This window comes from Microbacterium sp. A20 (genome assembly GCF_004794515.1).
GTDB lineage: Bacteria > Actinomycetota > Actinomycetes > Actinomycetales > Microbacteriaceae > Microbacterium.
Genome location: NZ_SSDF01000091.1, coordinates 418,743 through 436,875, shown reverse-complemented (window position 1 = coordinate 436,875; position 18,133 = coordinate 418,743). Strand labels below are relative to the sequence as shown.

The 18,133-nt window shown below is 68.1% G+C and carries 16 protein-coding genes; 8 read left to right on the top strand and 8 right to left on the bottom strand.

Features of this window, described 5'->3' with window-relative positions:
* From DW298_RS19155 to DW298_RS19145, 3 genes are all read right to left on the bottom strand, one after another.
* Window positions 1-744: biotin/lipoyl-containing protein (locus DW298_RS19155; protein WP_342589084.1), on the bottom strand; the 744-nt coding region annotated here is incomplete at its 3' end.
* A 67-nt stretch (window positions 745-811) separates the two neighbouring features.
* Window positions 812-2,185: a dihydrolipoyl dehydrogenase gene (gene lpdA / locus DW298_RS19150; RefSeq protein ID WP_136044030.1), complete on the bottom strand. Its 1,374-nt coding sequence runs from the start codon at window positions 2,183-2,185 to the stop codon at window positions 812-814.
* 3 nt (window positions 2,186-2,188) lie between these two features.
* Window positions 2,189-3,661, bottom strand: coding sequence for a leucyl aminopeptidase (locus DW298_RS19145; protein ID WP_136044029.1), 1,473 nt, complete (start codon window positions 3,659-3,661; stop codon window positions 2,189-2,191).
* A gap of 114 nt (window positions 3,662-3,775) precedes the next feature.
* Between DW298_RS19145 and DW298_RS19140 the strand changes: the two genes are divergently transcribed.
* The 3 genes from DW298_RS19140 (at window position 3,776) to DW298_RS19130 (ending at window position 6,816) form a co-directional block, all read left to right on the top strand.
* A complete protein-coding gene (locus DW298_RS19140) occupies window positions 3,776-4,717 on the top strand; it encodes a PAC2 family protein (RefSeq protein ID WP_136044028.1) in 942 nt (313 codons plus the stop codon).
* Between the two features lie 168 nt (window positions 4,718-4,885).
* Window positions 4,886-6,124 carry an RNA polymerase sigma factor gene (locus DW298_RS19135; RefSeq protein ID WP_136044027.1) on the top strand — a complete coding sequence of 413 codons (1,239 nt, stop codon included), beginning with the start codon at window positions 4,886-4,888 and terminating at the stop codon, window positions 6,122-6,124.
* On the top strand, window positions 6,121-6,816 hold the full coding sequence (locus DW298_RS19130) for a coenzyme F420-0:L-glutamate ligase (RefSeq protein ID WP_136044026.1): 696 nt from the start codon (window positions 6,121-6,123) through the stop codon (window positions 6,814-6,816). Before DW298_RS19135 ends, DW298_RS19130 begins: the two co-directional genes overlap by 4 nt.
* A 61-nt stretch (window positions 6,817-6,877) precedes the next feature.
* On the opposite strand, the gene DW298_RS19125 is transcribed toward DW298_RS19130, so the two are convergent.
* Window positions 6,878-7,894, bottom strand: coding sequence for a sugar-transfer associated ATP-grasp domain-containing protein (locus DW298_RS19125; RefSeq protein WP_136044025.1), 1,017 nt, complete (start codon window positions 7,892-7,894; stop codon window positions 6,878-6,880).
* Between the two features lie 80 nt (window positions 7,895-7,974).
* On the opposite strand from DW298_RS19125, the gene DW298_RS19120 reads away from it, so the two are divergent.
* Together DW298_RS19120 and DW298_RS19115 are read left to right on the top strand one after the other, a co-directional pair.
* On the top strand, window positions 7,975-8,679 hold the full coding sequence (locus tag DW298_RS19120) for an alanine racemase C-terminal domain-containing protein (protein ID WP_240745198.1): 705 nt from the start codon (window positions 7,975-7,977) through the stop codon (window positions 8,677-8,679).
* Complete coding sequence (locus DW298_RS19115) at window positions 8,676-9,716, top strand: alanine racemase (protein ID WP_136044024.1); 1,041 nt, start codon at window positions 8,676-8,678, stop codon at window positions 9,714-9,716. The genes DW298_RS19120 and DW298_RS19115 overlap by 4 nt, the downstream gene beginning before the upstream one ends.
* Window positions 9,717-9,733: 17 nt before the next feature.
* Here DW298_RS19115 and DW298_RS19110 read toward each other — a convergent pair whose 3' ends face one another.
* The gene (locus DW298_RS19110; RefSeq protein ID WP_136044023.1) at window positions 9,734-9,952 is read right to left on the bottom strand and encodes a hypothetical protein; all 219 of its coding nucleotides are present in this window, start codon (window positions 9,950-9,952) and stop codon (window positions 9,734-9,736) included.
* Between the two features lie 181 nt (window positions 9,953-10,133).
* Between DW298_RS19110 and DW298_RS19105 the strand changes: the two genes are divergently transcribed.
* The gene (locus DW298_RS19105; protein ID WP_136044022.1) at window positions 10,134-12,260 is read left to right on the top strand and encodes a DNA topoisomerase IV subunit B; all 2,127 of its coding nucleotides are present in this window, start codon (window positions 10,134-10,136) and stop codon (window positions 12,258-12,260) included.
* Window positions 12,261-12,320: 60 nt separating this feature from the next.
* Here the strand turns inward: DW298_RS19105 and DW298_RS19100 are convergent, their stop codons facing one another.
* A complete protein-coding gene (locus tag DW298_RS19100; protein WP_136044021.1) occupies window positions 12,321-14,762 on the bottom strand; it encodes a DNA topoisomerase IV subunit A in 2,442 nt (813 codons plus the stop codon).
* A 44-nt stretch (window positions 14,763-14,806) separates the two neighbouring features.
* Here DW298_RS19100 and DW298_RS19095 point away from each other — a divergent pair, with 44 nt between their 5' ends.
* A complete protein-coding gene (locus DW298_RS19095) occupies window positions 14,807-15,928 on the top strand; it encodes a nucleotide pyrophosphatase/phosphodiesterase family protein (RefSeq protein WP_168429597.1) in 1,122 nt (373 codons plus the stop codon).
* Window positions 15,929-16,008: 80 nt separating this feature from the next.
* Here DW298_RS19095 and sepH read toward each other — a convergent pair whose 3' ends face one another.
* On the bottom strand, window positions 16,009-17,052 hold the full coding sequence (gene sepH / locus DW298_RS19090) for a septation protein SepH (protein ID WP_136044020.1): 1,044 nt from the start codon (window positions 17,050-17,052) through the stop codon (window positions 16,009-16,011).
* Window positions 17,053-17,248: 196 nt separating this feature from the next.
* Here sepH and DW298_RS19085 point away from each other — a divergent pair, with 196 nt between their 5' ends.
* Window positions 17,249-17,542, top strand: coding sequence for a DUF4193 domain-containing protein (locus tag DW298_RS19085; protein ID WP_105725536.1), 294 nt, complete (start codon window positions 17,249-17,251; stop codon window positions 17,540-17,542).
* Between the two features lie 114 nt (window positions 17,543-17,656).
* On the opposite strand, the gene DW298_RS19080 is transcribed toward DW298_RS19085, so the two are convergent.
* Entirely contained in the window at window positions 17,657-18,121 is a 465-nt protein-coding gene (locus DW298_RS19080; RefSeq protein WP_136044019.1) for a DUF3093 domain-containing protein, read from the bottom strand.
* Between the last annotated feature and the right edge of the window lie 12 nt (window positions 18,122-18,133).

Here is an 18,133-nt window from a genome sequence, read left to right as displayed (position 1 = left end):
GGCGGGTGCCGGAGTGGCGGCGGGTGCCGGAGCAGCAGGTGCTTCCGCTGCCGGAGCGGCAGGTGCCTCAGCCGGAGCAGCCGGAGCGGCGCCGGAGCCGACGCGAGCGAGTACTGCGCCGACGGCGACGGTCTCGTCTTCGCCGGCAACGATCTCCTGCAGCACACCGGCGACCGGCGACGGGATCTCGGTGTCGACCTTGTCGGTCGAGATCTCCAGAAGTGCCTCGTCAACGGCGATGCTGTCGCCGACCTGCTTGAGCCAACGGGTCACAGTGCCCTCGGTGACGCTCTCACCGAGTTCGGGAAGCACGATGTCGGTCGCGTCGCCGGCGGGAGCGGATTCCGCAGCCGGGGCCTCGGCGGCCGGAGCAGGTGCGGACTCGGCAGCCGGAGCGGGTGCGGCCTCGGCGGGTGCGGACTCGGCAGGTGCCGACTCCGCAGGCGCGGCTTCAGCGGGTGCAGCTTCGGTGGCGGCAGGAGCATCGCCGGCAGGAGCCGACTCGCTGCCGTCGCCGATTCGCGCGAGAAGCGCACCGACCTCGACGGTCTCGTCTTCGGCCACGAGGATCTCCTCGATGACGCCGGAAACGGGGGAGGGGATCTCGGTGTCGACCTTGTCGGTCGAGATCTCGAGCAGGCCCTCATCCGCCTGCACGGTGTCTCCCACCTGCTTGAGCCAGCGGGTGACCGTACCCTCTGTGACGCTCTCGCCGAGAGCGGGGAGGACGACGGATGTGCTCATGACTGAGTCTCCTTCAGGAAGTTGTATGACGCTTGTCTAGCTTAGTGACTCGGGCACCGGTTGGTGCTCAGAGGGCGTGCAGGGGCTTGCCGGCCAGTGCGAGGAAGGCTTCGCCGAGTGCCTCGCTCTGGGTCGGGTGAGCGTGGATCAGCGGCGCGATGTCCTCGGGGTGTGCTTCCCAGGCCACAGCGAGCTGCCCCTCGGTGATGAGTTCGCCGACTCGGTCGCCGAGCAGATGCACACCCAGGACCGGGCCGTCCTTGAGGCGGACCACCTTGACCAGCCCGCTCGTCCCGATGATCTCGCTCTTGCCGTTGCCGGCGAGGTTGTACTCGTAGGCGGCGATCGCGTCGGCACCGTGCTCGGCGATCGCGGCCTCTTCGGTGACACCGACCGAGGCGACTTCGGGGCTTGAGTACGTGACCTTGGGGATCTGCACATCGGGGATGTTCGCGGGGGACAGGCCGGCGATGCGCTCGGCGACGGCGATGCCCTGCTGGAACCCGCGGTGAGCGAGCTGAAGACCGGGAACGATGTCACCGACGGCCCACACTCCGGGAACGCCGGTGCGCAGGTTCTCGTCGACGGTCACGAATCCGCGGTCGAGGGTGACTCCCGCCTCTTCGAATCCGAGATCTGTGGTGACGGGGCCGCGACCGACGGCGACGAGGAGGTAGTCGGCCGTGAACTCCTTGCCGTCTTCGAGCGTGACGGTGACGGATGAGTCGTCCTGCGTCGCCGTCTGGAAGCGGACGCCGAGCGAATACTGGATGCCACGACGACGGAACGCGCGCTCCAGGCCCTTGCTGAGGGCGATGTCCTCGTTCGGGACGAGGTGCGGCAGCGCCTCGATGATCGTGACCTCCGAACCGAAGGAGCGCCACACGCTGGCGAATTCGACGCCGATGACGCCGCCGCCGAGGATGAGGACGCGCTCCGGGATGACGTCGAGGGCGAGCGCCTGTTCGCTGGTGAGGACGCGGCCGCCGATGTCGAGGCCGGGAAGGGAACGGCTGTACGAGCCCGTCGCGAGTACCACGTCGGCGCCGACGTAGACATCGTCGCTGACGCTGACGCTGCGATCGGGGTTCAGGCGGCCGAGACCGGCGACCGTCGTGATGCCGCGGGCCTTCACGAGTCCCTCGAGTCCCTTGAACTTCTTCGCGACGATGCCCTCGCGGTAGGCGCGGACACCTGCCGGATCGATGCCCTCCAGCGTCGCGGTGACACCGACGGAGGCGGCGTCGCGGACATGCTCGGCGACCTCGGCTGCGTGCAGCAGCGCCTTGGTCGGGATGCAGCCGCGGTGCAGGCAGGTGCCGCCGACCTTGTCCTTCTCGATGAGCGCGACGGATTTCCCGAGCTCACTCGCTCGGAGAGCAGCGGCGTAGCCGCCGCTGCCGCCGCCCAGGACGACGACGTCGAAGGTGTGGGTTGTCATGTGTCATGCCTCCTTGTGGGATGCTGCGGCGAAGGCGACGATCGATCGGACCATCGCCCCCGTGGGGCCCTTCTCGGTGAAACCGTACGGCGATCCGCCATGCTCGCCTGAGCCGGCGATGTCGAGGTGGACCCAAGGGATGCGGGGTGCGTCCTCGGCCTCGGACGTGCGTCCGACGAATCGACGAAGGAACAGACCGGCGAACGACGCCCCGCCCATCCGGTCGCCCATGTTCGCGTTCTGCAGATCGGCGATGGGGGACTCGAGCGACTCTTCCATGTAGCTCGGCAGCGGCATGTGCCAGGCAGGCTCGTCGACCTGCTCGGTGGCGGCGAGGAACTCCGCGACGGTGTCGTCGTCGCCGAAGACGCCCGTGTGCCGGTGTCCGAGGGCGGCGACGATCGCACCCGTGAGAGTGGCCACGTCGATGATCACGTCGGGCTGCTCGCGGCTCGCGGCGACCAGACCGTCGGCGAGCACGAGCCGGCCCTCGGCATCGGTGTTCTGGACCTCGACGGTCGTGCCGTCGAGAATGCGGATGACGTCGCCGGGGCGAAGCGCGCGTCCGGACGGCATGTTGTCCGTGATGCAGAGCCACGCCGTCACGTGCACCGGGAGCTGGAGGGCGGCGATCGCCCGAAGCGCCGCGAGCGACGTGGCTGCCCCCGCCATGTCGAACTTCATCCCGACCATCGATGCCGCGGGCTTGAGCGAGAGGCCGCCCGTGTCGAAGGTGATGCCCTTGCCGACCAGGGCGATGTGGCGCTTCGCGCCGGCGGGGGAGTAGTCGAGGCGGACCAGCCGCGGCGGACGGTCGGAGCCCTGTCCGACGCCGAGGATGCCGCCGAAGCCCTGCTCCGCCAGCTCGTTCTCGTCGAGGATCTCGACCGTGACGTCGAGGTCGGCGACGCTGTCGGCCGCGCTCTGCGCGAGCTGCGCGGGGCTCTGCCACTCAGCGGGGACGTTGACGAGGTCCTTGATGAGCGCGACCGCATCGCCGATGGTCTGGGCGTGGGCGGCCTCCTCGTCGGAGAGCGTCGCGTGGAGGGTGACCGCGGTGGCGCGGGTCTTGCCCTTCTCGGAGCGGTATCCGTCGAAGCGGTGGCCGCCGAGGACGGCTCCCTCGGCTGCGGCAGCGGCGAATCCCTCGAGGCCTTCGGCGAGACCGAGCGCGACGTTGTCGAAGCCGGTGATGGATCGCAGCGCGGTGCCTGCCGCATTGCGGACGGAGGCGGCATCCGGCTTGTCGCCTGCTCCCACGACCGCGAACGGCAGGGCGGTGACGCCGGGGAGGTGCACCCGCGTGAACGATCCGGCGGAACCGGTGAATCCGACGCCGGCCAGCGCATCGGCCAGACCCGGGTACGCGGACAGCGAGTCCACGGATTCGGGAAGAGAGGCGACGACGAGCACTGCGGCATCTGCAGCGCTTCCGGGGAACTGAGCGGTGGTGTGCGAGAGCACGGGAAGCGTCATGCCCTCCATCCTAGGATCTCCGCCGCAGCACGGTCGCGCGCCCGCCGTGCGCGTGTTCGCTCTCAGCATGATGCTCCGCGCCCCGGCATCCGGACCTGCTCGTAGCATGGAGACATGCCCCTCTCCGGTGAGATCCACGAACGCGTCGCGAATGCGCCGACAGTGCCGCACGGCCTGCCTCTGGTGCTTCTGCTCACTGGCTTCACAGACGCGGGCAGCGCCGTCTCCGGTCTGATCGATCACCTGCGGGAGACCGCTTCACCGGAGCCGATCGTCGTCTTCGACAACGACGTCCTGCTGGACTATCGCGCACGTCGTCCCGTGATCTCCTTCGATCAGGATCACCTCACCGAGTTCCGTCCGCCCCGGCTCGAGCTCTCCCTCGCGACGGATGCGCTCGGTCGGCCTTTCCTGCTCCTCGCCGGCTATGAGCCGGACTTCGCCTGGAATGCCTTCGCGAGCACGGTGCTCGATCTGGCCGCGGAGTTCGAGGTCTCCGGTCTGCACTGGGTGCACTCGATCGCCATGCCGGTGCCGCACACGCGTCCGATCGGTACGACGGTGAGCGGCAACCGCCGTGACCTCACCGTTGCGCATTCGGTCTGGAGGCCGCGCACCCAGGTGCCGGCGACTGCTGGACACCTTCTCGAGTTCCGCTTCATCGAGCGCGGTGAGCGCGCTGTGGGATTCGTGCTGCTCGTGCCGCACTATCTCGCGGAGACGGAGAACCCCGATGCCGTGATCGCCGCCGCCGAGAAGCTCATGGCCTCGACGGGTCTGGTGCTGATGCTCGATGCCGTCCAGGAGCGCCGCGAGGACTACCTGACGCGAGTGGGAGAGCAGGTCACGGGGAACGATGAGCTGCAGCAGATGGTGCACAACCTCGAGCGCCGCTACGACGCCTACATGGCGGGCCGAAACCCTGACGATGACTCGTACGACGAGGGCGGATTCAGTGAGCGCGACCTTCCCAGTGCCGACGAGTTGGCGGCCGAGCTGGAGCGCTACCTCGCCTCCCGCCCTTCCGGCGACGAGGACAAGCCCGGTCGCGGTTGAGATCGATCAGGGAGAACTTCGTCGGAATGCATCCGCATCGCCACACGTGTGCGATACTAGGACTCTGACCCGTTGTCAATCAGTGTTTTCGAGCGCTGGACTTGACAAGGGTCTTACTAGTGTCCGAAATGTCCCGGGGCTACACAGCAGCCCCGTGAAAGGCGAAACGTGACTCCTGCCACGACGAAGAACACCCGGACGAAGAAGGCTGCCGAAGAGACGACCGCCGACGCTCCGGTCGAGGCCGATGCGCCCGAGAAGCCCGCGCCCCTGAGCGCGGCGAAGCGTGCTGCCGCGAAGCGCGCCCCCGTCAAGAAGAAGAAGTCCGAGGACGTCGTCGAAGAAGACGAGGCTCCTGCCGTGGCCGCTGTCGACGACGACGAGGACGAAGATGCCAAGCCGAAGTTCACCGAGCCGCTGCCGACCGGCGCGATCGTCATCTCGTCGAACGACGATGAAGACGTCCCGGTCTACTCGACGCAGATCACCGGTGCGACGGCCGACCCCGTCAAGGACTACCTGAAGCAGATCGGAAAGGTCGCGCTCCTGAACGCGGCCGAAGAGGTCGAGCTCGCGATGCGCATCGAGGCGGGCCTGTTCGCCGAAGAGAAGCTGTCGGCGATGTCGGCGGCCGAGAAGACGAGCCAGCTCGGACTCGACCTGCAGTGGGTCGCCCGCGACGGCCAGCGCGCGAAGAGCCACCTGCTCGGCGCCAACCTCCGTCTCGTCGTCTCCCTCGCCAAGCGCTACACCGGCCGCGGCATGCAGTTCCTGGATCTGATCCAGGAGGGCAACCTCGGTCTGATCCGTGCCGTCGAGAAGTTCGACTACACGAAGGGCTTCAAGTTCTCGACCTACGCCACCTGGTGGATCCGTCAGGCCATCACGCGTGCGATGGCCGACCAGGCCCGTACGATCCGCATCCCGGTGCACATGGTCGAGGTCATCAACAAGCTCGCCCGCGTGCAGCGTCAGATGCTCCAGGACCTCGGTCGCGAACCCACCCCGGAAGAGCTCAGCCGCGAGCTCGACATGACGCCGGAGAAGGTCGTGGAGGTGCAGAAGTACGGCCGCGAGCCGATCTCGCTGCACACTCCGCTCGGTGAAGACGGCGACAGCGAGTTCGGTGACCTCATCGAGGACACCGAGGCCGTGGTTCCCGCGGACGCCGTGGGATTCACGATGCTGCAGCGTCAGCTCGAGCAGCTGCTCGACTCGCTCTCCGAGCGCGAGGCCGGCGTGATCCGCATGCGCTTCGGTCTGGGCGATGGTCAGCCGAAGACCCTCGACCAGATCGGTGACACGTTCGGCGTGACGCGTGAGCGCATCCGTCAGATCGAGTCGAAGACGATGGCGAAGCTGCGTCACCCGAGTCGTTCGCAGTCCCTTCGGGACTACCTCGAATGAGCCAGGCGAACGACGGCAAGGCTCTCGAGGCGAGCGTCGACGGCAAGAGCTATGCGCGCATCCCGCTGCGGACGCGCGTGGTCATGCCCGAGGACGACCTCGATGCGATCATCACCGAGTACGCCAAGGATGCGGTGCAGCCGGGCGACCTGCTGTTCGTGACCGAGAAGATCGTGGCGATCACGCAGGGGCGCTCGTACCGTCTCGATGAGATCAAGCCGCGCAAGCTCGCTCTGTTCCTGTCGAAGTACGTCACGCGCACGCCGTACGGCATCGGCCTCGGCATGCCGGAGACGATGGAGATGGCGCTGCGGGAGTGCGGTACGCCGCGCATCCTCTTCGCATCTGCCGTGGCGGCAGTCACCAAGGCGTTCGGTCGCCGGGGTGACTTCTATCGCATCGCGGGCGACAAGGCGCGAGCGATCGACGGTCCCACCAAGCACACGATCCCTCCGTACAACGAGGCTGTCGTGCTCGGGCCGAAGGACCCCGACGGCGTCGCCGCACGATTGAAGAAGCTCATCGGCGGTCACGCAGAGGTCGCCGTGGTCGACATCAACGATCTCGGCGGAAACATCCTCGGTTCGACGCTCGACAAGGACGGCGAGCGTCGTCTGGTGAAGATCCTCGGCGACAACCCGCTCGGTCAGGGCCTCGAGTCCACGCCGCTCGGCATCGTCCGCGCGAGCTGAACCCGCAGAACAACGAGAAAAGGCCCCGGATGCGCGCGCATCCGGGGCCTTTCGTCTTGTCTCAGAAGCCGATGACCTCGCGATAGCGAGGCTTGTGACCGGTGCGGATGCCGGTGACGCTGGGCTTGTTCTCATAGACACCGGCGCCCCAGTTGCCCTCGACCAGCACCGGGCCGTCGGGGGACACGACGATGTCCCAGCCGACGTACTGCACCTGCGGCACGACACGGGCGACCTCGTCGATGAATGCCCGCACCTCATCCATGAACGGCAGCTGGAAGTCGGCGATGCGGAAACCCGAGTCGGGATGCGTCTCGTGCACGTGCCCGTGCGAGTCGTACCCTGCGCCGACGGCGTGGCCGTTCTCGTCGAGCATCGTGTAGAAGCCGCCGAAGGTCATCTGGTCGCTGACCGCGCCGCGCCCGAACTTCTGCGCCATCGCGAGGATGTGCGCCTTCTCACCGTCGAAGAACGCGGTGATGCGGGTGGTGTTCACGGTGCCGGGGCACACGGCCGCAAGAGCGTCATGCTGGCGGATGACCTCTTCGATGAGGAGTTCACCGCGTGCGAGCAGCCCCTTGTGGAAATCGTCCCAATCCTCGATATCGGCGGCGTGGTAGCGGTGCACACCCGTGCCCGCCTGCCCCACCGGCTCCTTCGTCACGATGGTGCCCAAGCGTTCGGTGAGTTCGCGGACGGCCTGCGCGTTGCCCTCTTCGACGACCAGCCACTCGCGCTTCAGGAATGCGGAGAACTGCTTGTCGAATTCGACCTTGTCCTGGAAGATCCAGCGGTAGTCCGGGTGGTCGTACCGCTGCGACAGCTGGTTCGATACCGGATGCGTCATGTATGTCTCGCGCTCTGCCTTGGTGAGCATCGCGAAGTCGTAGTCGATGTAGTCCTGGAAGCCGACGTTGTGGCGCGCGGCGGACCACAGCATGTCCACGACGATGCCGGGCACGGCCTTGTGGTGCTGCTCCGAAGCCTCTTTGGCCCGTTCCACCACCGATCCGACGTCGATGCGGCGAGCACGTCCCAGCAGGTAACGGATGCGGGGCGCGAGGGAAAGACGAGACATATGGCTCCAGGGTCGGGGTCTCCTCCAGTCTACGGGGGAGCTGCAGGTCGACCTGGGAGCCGGCGGCTAGGCTGGAAGACGTGTGGGAAACGACTTCCAGCTCGCTGCCGCGGGCGATCATCTCCCGGTCGGCGCTGGCCGCCGGCGCTGCAGCGGCGGTTCAGGCGGGTGGCCGCATCGCCGACCTTCGCCGCGATGCCTGGGGGCACGGCGTCATCGCTGTCGCGCAGGCCGTGACGGCCGCCGGCGCCGAAAGTGTGCGTGTCGACGCGCCGGGCGAGGTCGAAGCCCTCCAGTTGGAAGGGATCGTCGGGGTGACGAGCGGAGAGCCCGACATCGATCCCGCGCTGCTGTACGGGCTGCCCGCCGAGCCGGGCAGTCCTTCGACGAGTCCGGTGATGCGGCTGACCGGCCGCGTGCTGTCGACCAAGCCTCTGCGCGCGGGGGATGCCGTGTCGTACGGGTACACGTTCCGCGCCGTGGCCGCGACGACGGTGGCGCTGGTGACCGGAGGATACGCGCAGGGAATCGTCCGGGCGCTCGGAAACCATGCCTACGTCGAGATCGACGGCTCGGCCAGGCCCATCGTCGGACGTGTGGCCATGGATGTCTGTGTCGTCGACCTCGAAGGATCGGACGCGGCGCCCGGGGCCGAGGTCACCTATTTCGGCGGGAACGGCCCGCTCGCGGGTGGTGTCTCGCGGTGGGCCGAGGTCACCGGGATGGAGCCGGCGGAACTCATCACCGTCGCGGCATCGCACGCAGTCCGGGGGTGGGAGGCGTGACCCGCCCTGAACTCCGGCTGAGCACCGGCAGCCTCCGTGCGAACATCTCGGCCGTGCGTCGGCGCGTCTCGCCCTCGAGCCTGATGTTCGTCCTCAAGGACGACGCCTACGGGCACGGGCTCTCCTGGGCTGTCGACACCGCGCGGCAAGAGGGCGTGGAGTGGTTCGGCAGCTACGACATCCGCAGCGGACTCGCGATACGCCGGGTGGCGGGAGGGGACGCACGGATTTTCGCCTGGGTGACGTCGACCGATGACGAGATCGACGACGCGCTCCTGCACGACATCGACCTCGGCGTCGGCACGATCGATTACCTCCGGCGGATCATCTCCCGCGCCGCGGCTGTGGGAGCGATGGCCCGTGTCCACCTGAAGATCGACACCGGGCTGCACCGGAACGGCGTGCTCCCCGAGGACTGGGCGATGGCCGTCGCCGAGGTGCGACAGGCGGAGCGGGCCGGTCTGGTGGACCTCGTCGGCGTGTGGAGCCACATCGCCGAGGCGAGCGATGCCGAGGACGACGCCGCCCAGGCGGTGTTCCTCGAGGCCGTGCGAGTCGTGGAGGACTCCGGCTCCTCGCCTGCTGCGGTGCACCTGACAGCGTCGGCCGCCTCCTGGTGGAGGCCTGAGCTTCGCGGAACCATGTCACGCATCGGCGCGTTCTGCTACGGCATCCGCTCCGCGGACGGTCCGGAACTTGAGGGGATCGTGCCCGTCGCGAGCCTCGTCGCCACCGTCGATGAGGTCACCGACGGCAAGGTCTGGATCGCGATCGGAAGCTTCGACGGGCTTCCGTCGACCCTGTCCGGCGCGCTCGTCGGCACGCCGGGCGGCGCCAGGAAACTCCGCTCCGTGGGCCACACCGCGTCGTCTGTCGAGGAGTGGCCGGGCGCGCGTGTCGGCGACGAGGTCGTCCTGTTCGGAGCGGGGGCCCAGGGGGAGTCCTCGGCGACCTCGCTCGCCGAACGCATCGACACGGTGGGCGAGGAGATCCTCACCCGGCTGACGCCGCGGGTCCGCCGCGTCGTCCAGGACTGACGGGCCGCAGCGAGAGCTCAGACCGCTTCGATGAGGCGAGCGGTCTCGTCGTGCCAGCTGGTCGCGATGCTGCGCAGCTTCTCTTCGTACTTGCGGCCGTGGTGGGCGCAGAAGAGGAGTTCGGAGCCGTTCACTTCAGCGGCGATGTATGCCTGAGCGCCACATGAATCACACCGATCCATGGCCGTCAGGCGGAACTCGACGGTGGAGGTGTCACGTTCGGTCGTTGCATTCATCTCGGCGCCTCCTCGGGTGTCGGCTTCGCTTGCTGATTTGGTCAATACAACCACGCACTACCTGTGGGCATGCCCGGTTTGCGGCGTGTTTCGCTCAGCGCGTACGGGAAGGCCACCGTCTGGACCTCAGCGGGGAGTGTCTGCGGTTGGAATGCGGGTGGCGAGAATAGACTCGGAGATTGTGAATGCCGAGTATTCTGCCCACCATCTCCAGGTGCTTGAGGGGCTCGAAGCTGTCCGCAAGCGCCCGGGCATGTACATCGGGTCGAACGGCTCTCCGGGCCTCATGCACTGCCTCTGGGAGATCATCGACAACTCCGTCGACGAGGCGGTGGCGGGCAACGGCTCGAAGATCGACATCATCCTGCACGCCGACGGCAGCGTCGAGGTCCACGACCGCGGCCGCGGTATCCCCGTCGACGTCGAGCCCCGCACCGGCCTGACCGGCGTCGAGGTCGTCTACACCAAGCTCCACGCGGGCGGGAAGTTCGGCGGTGGCTCGTACGCCGCATCCGGCGGCCTCCACGGAGTGGGCGCGTCGGTCGTGAACGCGCTCTCGGAACGTCTCGACGTCGAGGTGGATCGCGGCGGGAAGACCTATGCGATGTCGTTCCATCGCGGTGAGCCCGGCATCTTCAAGGATTCCGGCGAGAAGCGCCCCGACGCCCCGTTCACGCCTTTCGAGGACAACAGTGAGCTTCGCGTCATCGGCAAGGCGCCGCGCGGGGTCACCGGAACACGCGTGCGCTACTGGGCCGACCGTCAGATCTTCACGAAGGACGCGGCGTTCCAGCTGGCCGATCTCGAGACGCGGGCGCGCCAGACGGCCTTCCTCGTCCCGGGACTCGAGATCGTGGTCAAGGACGAGCGGGCCGCCGGTCAGGTCATCCCGATTCCTGATTCCGACGGTGAGACCACCACGCTCGGCCCCGTCGAGACCTCGTACCTGTACGAGGGCGGCATCTCGGAGTTCGTCGAGTACCTGGCGATCGATCCTCCCGTCACGGACACCTGGCGTATCCAGGGCGAGGGGACGTTCAAGGAGACCGTTCCCGTTCTGCAGGCCGACGGCCACATGATCGCCACGGAGGTGGAGCGTGTGTGCGCAGTCGACATCGCGCTGCGCTGGGGCACCGGCTACGACACCCGCGTCCGCTCGTTCGTCAACATCATCGCGACGCCCAAGGGCGGTACGCATCAGCAGGGCTTCGAGCAGGAGCTGCTGAAGGTGCTGCGCACGCAGGTCGAGCAGAACGCGCGCCGCCTCAAGGTCGGCAACGACAAGCTCGAGAAGGACGATGTCCTGGCCGGTCTCACGGCTGTCCTGACGGTCAACGTGCCCGAGCCGCAGTTCGAGGGTCAGACCAAAGAGGTGCTGGGCACGCCGGCCGTTCGATCGATCGTCGCCCAGGTGATCCGCAAGGACCTGGGGCAGCGTTTCAGCTCGACCAAGCGCGACGACAAGAACCAGGCCTCACAGCTGCTCGACAAGATCGTCTCCGAGATGAAGGCTCGCGTGTCGGCGCGAGCCCATAAGGAGACTCAGCGCCGGAAGAACGCGCTCGAGTCGTCGACGCTTCCGACCAAGCTCGTCGACTGCCGCACGAACGAGGTGGACCGCAGCGAGCTCTTCATCGTCGAGGGCGACTCCGCGCTCGGTACCGCCAAGAACGCGCGTAACAGCGAGTTCCAGGCCCTGCTGCCGATCCGAGGGAAGATCCTCAATGTGCAGAAGGCCTCCGTCGGCGACATGCTGTCGAACGCGGAGTGCGCGTCGATCATCCAGGTGATCGGCGCCGGCTCCGGCCGGACGTTCGACATCAACGCCGCTCGCTATGGGAAGATCATCCTGATGAGCGACGCCGACGTCGACGGTGCGCACATCCGCACGCTGCTGCTGACGCTGTTCTTCCGCTACATGCGGCCGCTCATCGAGGACGGCCGCGTGTTCGCCGCCGTCCCGCCGCTGCACCGGGTGATCGTGATGAACCCCGGGTCGAAGCCGAATGAGACGATCTACACCTACAGCGAGCAGGAGATGCATGCCCTGCTGACGAAGCTTCGCAAGGCCGGCAAGCGGTGGCACGAGCCCATCCAGCGATACAAGGGTCTCGGTGAGATGGATGCCGAGCAGTTGGCGAACACCACCATGGACCGCTCCGGCCGTCTGCTGCGTCGGGTGCGGATGGAGGATGCCGAGGCCGCGGGGCGCGTCTTCGAGCTCCTCATGGGCAACGAGGTGGCGCCGCGACGCGAGTTCATCATCGACTCGTCCGACCGGCTGTCACGGGAGTCGATCGACGCCTGACCCGGACCGGGCGACGGAATAGGAGAGGGGCCGCGGCAATCCGCGGCCCCTCTCCCGTTCTCAGACGAGTGTGCGGCCGATGCTGCCGATCACGCCGTCGATGGGCTGGCCCGAGGCGTCACGTCGTGCTCCGGCCTCGGGGAGCTTGCGCACGGCGCCGGTGGGATCGACCGCCAGCGGCGGGTTCGGGCCCACCCAGGCGACGGTGAGTCGATCCTCGCCCTTCAAGAACGCGTGCGCACGCACCCCGCCCGTGGCGCGGCCCTTGGCCGGGTACTCCGTGAAGGCCGACACCTTCGCTCGTCCGGGGTCGGTGCCCGGCAGGATGCTCTCGCCACCGGAGACCGTCGCGACGACAGCCTCCGTCGTGGGATCGATCGCGCCGAAGAACAGCACGGATGCCCCGGAGCCCAGCTTGACGCCCGCCATGCCGCCCGCAGGTGCCCCCTGGGGGCGCACGTTCGCAGCGGAGAAGCGGAGCAGTTGCGCGTCGGTCGTGACGAACACGAGATCGGCGTCGTCGGGGGCCTCTGCGGCTCCCACGACCGTGTCGCCGGGCTTCATGCCGATGACCTCGAGATCGGGACGCACCGGCAGCGCCGACGGGACGATGCGCTTCACCGTTCCCTGCGCCGTGCCGAGCGCGATCGGCGTCTCGCTGTCGAAACGCACGAACCCGAGGATCCGCTCGTTCCTGGTCGTGATGCCGAGGTAGTCGCGCAGCGGCGTTCCCGCGGCGAGCTGGACGGACGTCGAGGGAACGGAGGGCAGGTCGACGGGGGAGAAGCGCACGACACGGCCGAGGCTGGTGAGGGCACCGATCTCCGCGCGGACCGTCGTCTCGACCGTCGTCAGGATCGCGTCGTGCTTGCTGCGGCGTGCCGGAACCGTGAGCTCCTGCCCCTCGCCGAGGTCGACCCGCACGGCGCGGCCCGTGGTGGAGAGGACGAGGACCGTGGGGGCGTCGGCGATCTGCAGGTCGACCGCTCCCTTGGTCGCTCGCGGCTTCGGGGGAGCGGCGTTCATCAGCAGGGTCCGGCGCGGTGTGCCGTAGGCATCGGCGGCAGCGTCCAACTCTCTGGCGACGACGGCGCGGAGGAGCACCGGGCTGCCGAGCAGCTCACGGAGCGACGCGATCTCCGCCAGCAGCGCATCGCGCTCGGTTTCGAGCTCGATGCGGGAGAACTTGGTCAGGCGACGCAGTCGAAGTTCGAGGATGTACTCGGCCTGCAGCTCGCTCAGATCGAACACCGAGCGCAGGCGCGTGCGTGCCTGCTCCGAGTCGTCGGAGGAACGGATGACCTGGATGACCTCGTCGATGTCGAGGATCGCGATGAGCAGGCCCTCGACGAGGTGCAGGCGCTCTTCTCTGCGGGCGAGGCGATAGCGGCTCCGCCGCGTGATCACCTCGAGGCGATGGCCGACGTAGACGCTCAGCATCTCCTTGAGGCCGAGGGTGCGCGGCTGACCGTCGACGAGCGCGACGTTGTTGATGCTGAACGAGTCTTCCAGCGGAGTCAGTCGGTACAACTGCTCGAGGACGGCGTTCGGGTCGAACCCGGTCTTGACGCCGATGGCGACGCGCAGCCCGTGGTTGCGGTCGGTCAGATCGGTGACGTCACTGATCCCCTGGAGCTTCTTCGATTGCACGGCATCGCGGATCTTCTCGATCAGGCGCTCGGGTCCGACCATGTACGGCAACTCGGAGACGATGATGCCGGTGCGTCGGGGGCCCAGCGGCTCGATCGAGGTCTTCCCGCGGACCTTGAGTGCGCCGCGTCCGTTCGTGTAGGCGTCCTTGACGCCGTCGAGACCCATCAGGATGCCGCCCGAGGGGAAGTCGGGACCGGGGACGAACTCCATCAGCTCTTCGGTCGTGGCATCCGGGTTCTCGAGCAGATGCGTCGCAGCGGCCACGACCTCGATGAGGTTGTGCGGCGCCATGTTGGTCGCCATGCCCACGGCGATGCCACTCGCGCCGTTGACGAGGAGGTTCGGGAATGCGGCCGGGAGGACGGACGGTTGCTGGAACTGACCGTCGTAGTTCGGGATGAAGTCGACGACGTCCTCGTCGAGGTTCTCCGTGAGAGCGAGGGCGGGTGCGGCGAGTCTCGCCTCGGTGTATCGCGCCGCGGCCGGACCATCGTCGAGGGAACCGAAGTTCCCGTGGCCGTCGATCAGAGGAACACGCAGCGCCCACTCCTGCGCGAGACGGACCAGCGCGTCGTAGATGGCGGAGTCGCCGTGCGGGTGGAGCTTTCCCATCACCTCGCCCACGACGCGTGCGCTCTTGACATGGCCGCGGTCGGGGCGGAGGCCCATCTCGGCCATCTGGTACAGGATGCGGCGCTGCACCGGCTTCAGACCGTCGCGCGCGTCAGGCAGAGCGCGCGAGTAGATCACCGAGTACGCGTACTCGAGGAACGAGCCCTGCATCTCGGTGGAGAGGTCGATGTCCTGGATGCGCTCCTCGACGGGCTCGGGCGGCGGGGTTTTCGGCATGGACTTCCTGAGGGCGTACGGGAGCCTGTGTCAGACTGGCTCGGATGTCCCTCATGCTACCGTCCGCGTCGCCCGGCGCCCGGAGCGTCGTCGGGGTGGCGGACGACCTGTTCGCCGCGCTCCGAGGCGAATCCGAGGTGCTGCCGCGTGCGGAGTCCGTCGTTCTCGTCGTCGTCGACGGCCTCGGGGCGATCAGTCTTCGGGCCCACGCGGGACATGCCCGCGCGCTGACGGCCGGGATGGCGAAGAAGGATGTCGCGCAGTCGGTGTTCCCCTCCACGACGGCCGCGGCGCTCACCAGCATCGTCACCGGCGTCTGGCCGGGTGAGCACGGCCTGGTCGGCTACCGGGCGCTCGACGCCGGCCGCGACGTGCTCGTCAACCAGCTCAGCGGCTGGGAGACCGACGGGATCGATCCGTTCACCTGGCAGCCGGCGCCGACCATCTTCGAACGCGCCGGTCGCGCCGGACACGAGAGCTTCGCGGTCGGGTTCGCCGGATATGCGCGCAGCGGGTTCACGAAAGCCACACTCCGCGGCGCGGAGTTCGTCGCTGCCGGCACCGCGGCAGCGCGCATCGAAACCGCATACACGCTCGCCCAGGAGCACCCGGGATCGCTCGTTTACTGCTACCTGCCGGAGGTCGACAAAGCCGGCCACAAGCACGGGATCGCATCTGCCGAGTGGGTCGCCGCCCTCGAGGACATCGATGCCGCCCTGGCGGTGCGGGTGCCGCCCGAAGTCGGCGTGCTCGTCACCTCGGACCACGGCATGGTCGACGTCGCGGTCAATCGGCAGGTCGTGCTCGACGAGGCACATCTGCGGGGCGTCCGGCATGTCGGCGGCGAGCCGCGGATGCTGCACGCCTACCTCGAGCCCGACGCCGACGCCGCCGCAGTGACCGCGCGGTGGCGCGCCGACCTCGAGGGGATCGCCGACGTCGTCACCCGCGATGAAGCCGTTCGCGGCGGAATGTTCGGGCCGACCGTCACCACGGCGGCGTCCGCGCGGATCGGCGATCTGCTGGCCATCGCGCGCGGCACGTGGGCGGTCTACGACGGCACCGCGGCGGACCAGCGCGGGCGAGGCATGGTCGGGCAGCACGGAGCGCTCACTCCGGAGGAGCGACAGGTGCCGCTGATCAGGCTCGGAGCCTTCGCGCGCTGAGAGAGAGTGCCTATCGGACGGCCGCCGGTCACCTGCTCGTGGAGGTTGACTCGTCAGTGCGGATCACCCCTCGGTGCGGATCACTCGTCGGTGCGCGCTCCGAAGACGATCTCATCCCATGAGGGCATCGCGTTGCGGCGACGGCGGCGGCCGCCGGAGTCTCCGGAATCCGACGGAGCAGTATGGGCCGAAGGGCGTGCGGGTTCCGGCTCTTCGTCGGGCTGTTCGAGCGCGTCGAACAGCGAGATCGGGTCGGAGTGCTCGACGTCGTCGGTGTCTTCGAGCAGCGGAGCCGTCTCGCGCTGACCCCGACGACGGCGGAGAGCCTCGAGCAGGTCCGCTGTTTCGGGGCTCGTGTTCTGCGCAGAGGGCGCGCGATTGATCGCGGCATCCTGCGCGGCGACGTCGGAGCGCTCGGGGAGTGACGGGTCTTCGACCTCGGCCTCGGGTGCGGGAAGCAGACGCGGGCCGAAGGCGCCCGAATCGAACCGGCTCTCATCTTTGTAAGGGGAGGTCGTGCGCTCCGCGTCCACGGCGCGCAGGCGCGGGATGAGCCCCTCGGGCAGCGAGCCCTGGCGCGAGAGCTGAGTGGCATCCGCGTTCAGAGGCGAGAGGGCACTGCGACGCGGGTCGAAGCTCCACCGGGCATCGTGATCGACGTCGTTCGCGGTGAACTCGAGCTTGATCGTCCAGCCGGACTCCTCTTTCCAGCTGGCCCACCGCTCCGCGGTCGCTGCGACCTCGGCGAGCTTCGCGCGGACCGCGACGCCGAAGGTGGGCTGGGCGTCGGGTTCGACTTCACTTCCGATCAGCACCGGAACCGCGAGTGCCTGACCGATGATGTGCTCGCGCTCGGCGAGGACCGGACCCTCGAAGCGGGCGACGTCGTCGACGCTGATTCCCAGCAGTTCGGCGACCTCGGGCGCGGTGAGTCCGGCGCGGATCTGCGCCTGGATGTCGCGCGGGCTCGCCGCGAGTTTCTGGGCGGTGGGCTCGGCCTGCCGGGTGGCGCGACGGATCTCACGCTGCAGCACGTCGTCGATGGGCAGCGAGAACCGCTCGCCCGACTCTGTCGCGAGTACGAGGACTCCTGCTTCTGTGCCGACGATGGTGACGTTTTCCATGCGAATGCCCCTCTGATGGGTGTCCGTTCATGGTGTCACGCATGCGGCGTCCGGACCGGGAATACCCTGGGCGTGCCGTGAGTTTGCTCTGTCGCACGGACCGCATTTGCGTTATGTCTCCCGGTCGTGCAAACTATGGCCGCCGATACCCGACGGCGCACCACCCACTCGCACCATGAAAGTGGAGATCTACCGCATGGCAACCGATTACGACGCCCCCCGAAAGAGCGAAGACGACTCCGAGTCGATCGAAGCCCTCAAGGAGCGTGTGCCGGACAAATCTTCCGGCTCAAGCGGGGACGAAGACTCCGACAACCCGTCGAACTTCGACCTTCCGGGTGCCGACCTCTCCGACCTCGAGCTCGACGTCGTCGTGCTGCCCGCGCAGCAGGACGAGTTCACGTGCATGAGCTGCTTCCTCGTGAAGCACCGCTCTCAGCTCGACCACGAGGGCGCATCCGGGCCCATCTGCAAGGAGTGCGCTGCGTAAGCAGTCCTCCGAGCGACGTCTCACGCGCCCCCGACCGTCCGGTCAGGGGCGCGCTGTCGTATGTGGCACCGCCCGTCAGGAACGGGCGGTGCCCCCGATGAACGGCGGGTGCGGTCAGGAACGGGCAGCGCGGATCGCCGCGACCAGGCGGTCGGGCGTCCGGGTAGAGATGGTCCACGTGTCGACCGGGTCGTCCACGTCGAGATTCGGGACGACGACGACCCCGTCGATCCCGCCGCGGATCAGGTGCCAGCCGCGCGCGGGGAGACCGGGGCCGCGTGCCTGGCGGGCTTCTTCACCGACGAGCGCGAGAGGTTCGCCGAGGTGCTCGACGTCGATGTGTGCGCGTCCGGCGCGCAGGACGTTACCCTCCACCGACACGACCGGAGTCGCCGCGATGAAGCCGAGCACCAGGAGCGCGGAGACGGCGGCGCCGACGATGAGCGCGAAGGTCGATCCGATGGGCACGAAGACGAGGGACACCATCGGCCCTGCGACCGCGACCGTGACCAACAGCCAGAGGCTGGGGGAGAGTCGTTCGCGATAGCGGACACGTGCGTCTGTGGCGGGGTTCTGCATTAGCCTCATGGG

What these genes read in the sequence shown, in the direction of transcription:
- DW298_RS19140 (WP_136044028.1), top strand. Translation starts at nt 3,776, where the DNA reads ATGCCCCTCTCCGGTGAGATCCACGAACGCGTCGCGAATGCGCCGACA.
- DW298_RS19085 (WP_105725536.1), top strand. Translation starts at nt 17,249, where the DNA reads ATGGCAACCGATTACGACGCCCCCCGAAAGAGCGAAGACGACTCCGAG.
- lpdA (WP_136044030.1), bottom strand. Translation starts at nt 2,185, where the DNA reads ATGACAACCCACACCTTCGACGTCGTCGTCCTGGGCGGCGGCAGCGGC.
- DW298_RS19110 (WP_136044023.1), bottom strand. Translation starts at nt 9,952, where the DNA reads ATGAATGCAACGACCGAACGTGACACCTCCACCGTCGAGTTCCGCCTG.
- DW298_RS19100 (WP_136044021.1), bottom strand. Translation starts at nt 14,762, where the DNA reads ATGCCGAAAACCCCGCCGCCCGAGCCCGTCGAGGAGCGCATCCAGGAC.
- DW298_RS19080 (WP_136044019.1), bottom strand. Translation starts at nt 18,121, where the DNA reads ATGCAGAACCCCGCCACAGACGCACGTGTCCGCTATCGCGAACGACTC.
- DW298_RS19145 (WP_136044029.1), bottom strand. Translation starts at nt 3,661, where the DNA reads ATGACGCTTCCCGTGCTCTCGCACACCACCGCTCAGTTCCCCGGAAGC.
- DW298_RS19095 (WP_168429597.1), top strand. Translation starts at nt 14,807, where the DNA reads ATGTCCCTCATGCTACCGTCCGCGTCGCCCGGCGCCCGGAGCGTCGTC.
- DW298_RS19130 (WP_136044026.1), top strand. Translation starts at nt 6,121, where the DNA reads ATGAGCCAGGCGAACGACGGCAAGGCTCTCGAGGCGAGCGTCGACGGC.
- DW298_RS19125 (WP_136044025.1), bottom strand. Translation starts at nt 7,894, where the DNA reads ATGTCTCGTCTTTCCCTCGCGCCCCGCATCCGTTACCTGCTGGGACGT.
- sepH (WP_136044020.1), bottom strand. Translation starts at nt 17,052, where the DNA reads ATGGAAAACGTCACCATCGTCGGCACAGAAGCAGGAGTCCTCGTACTC.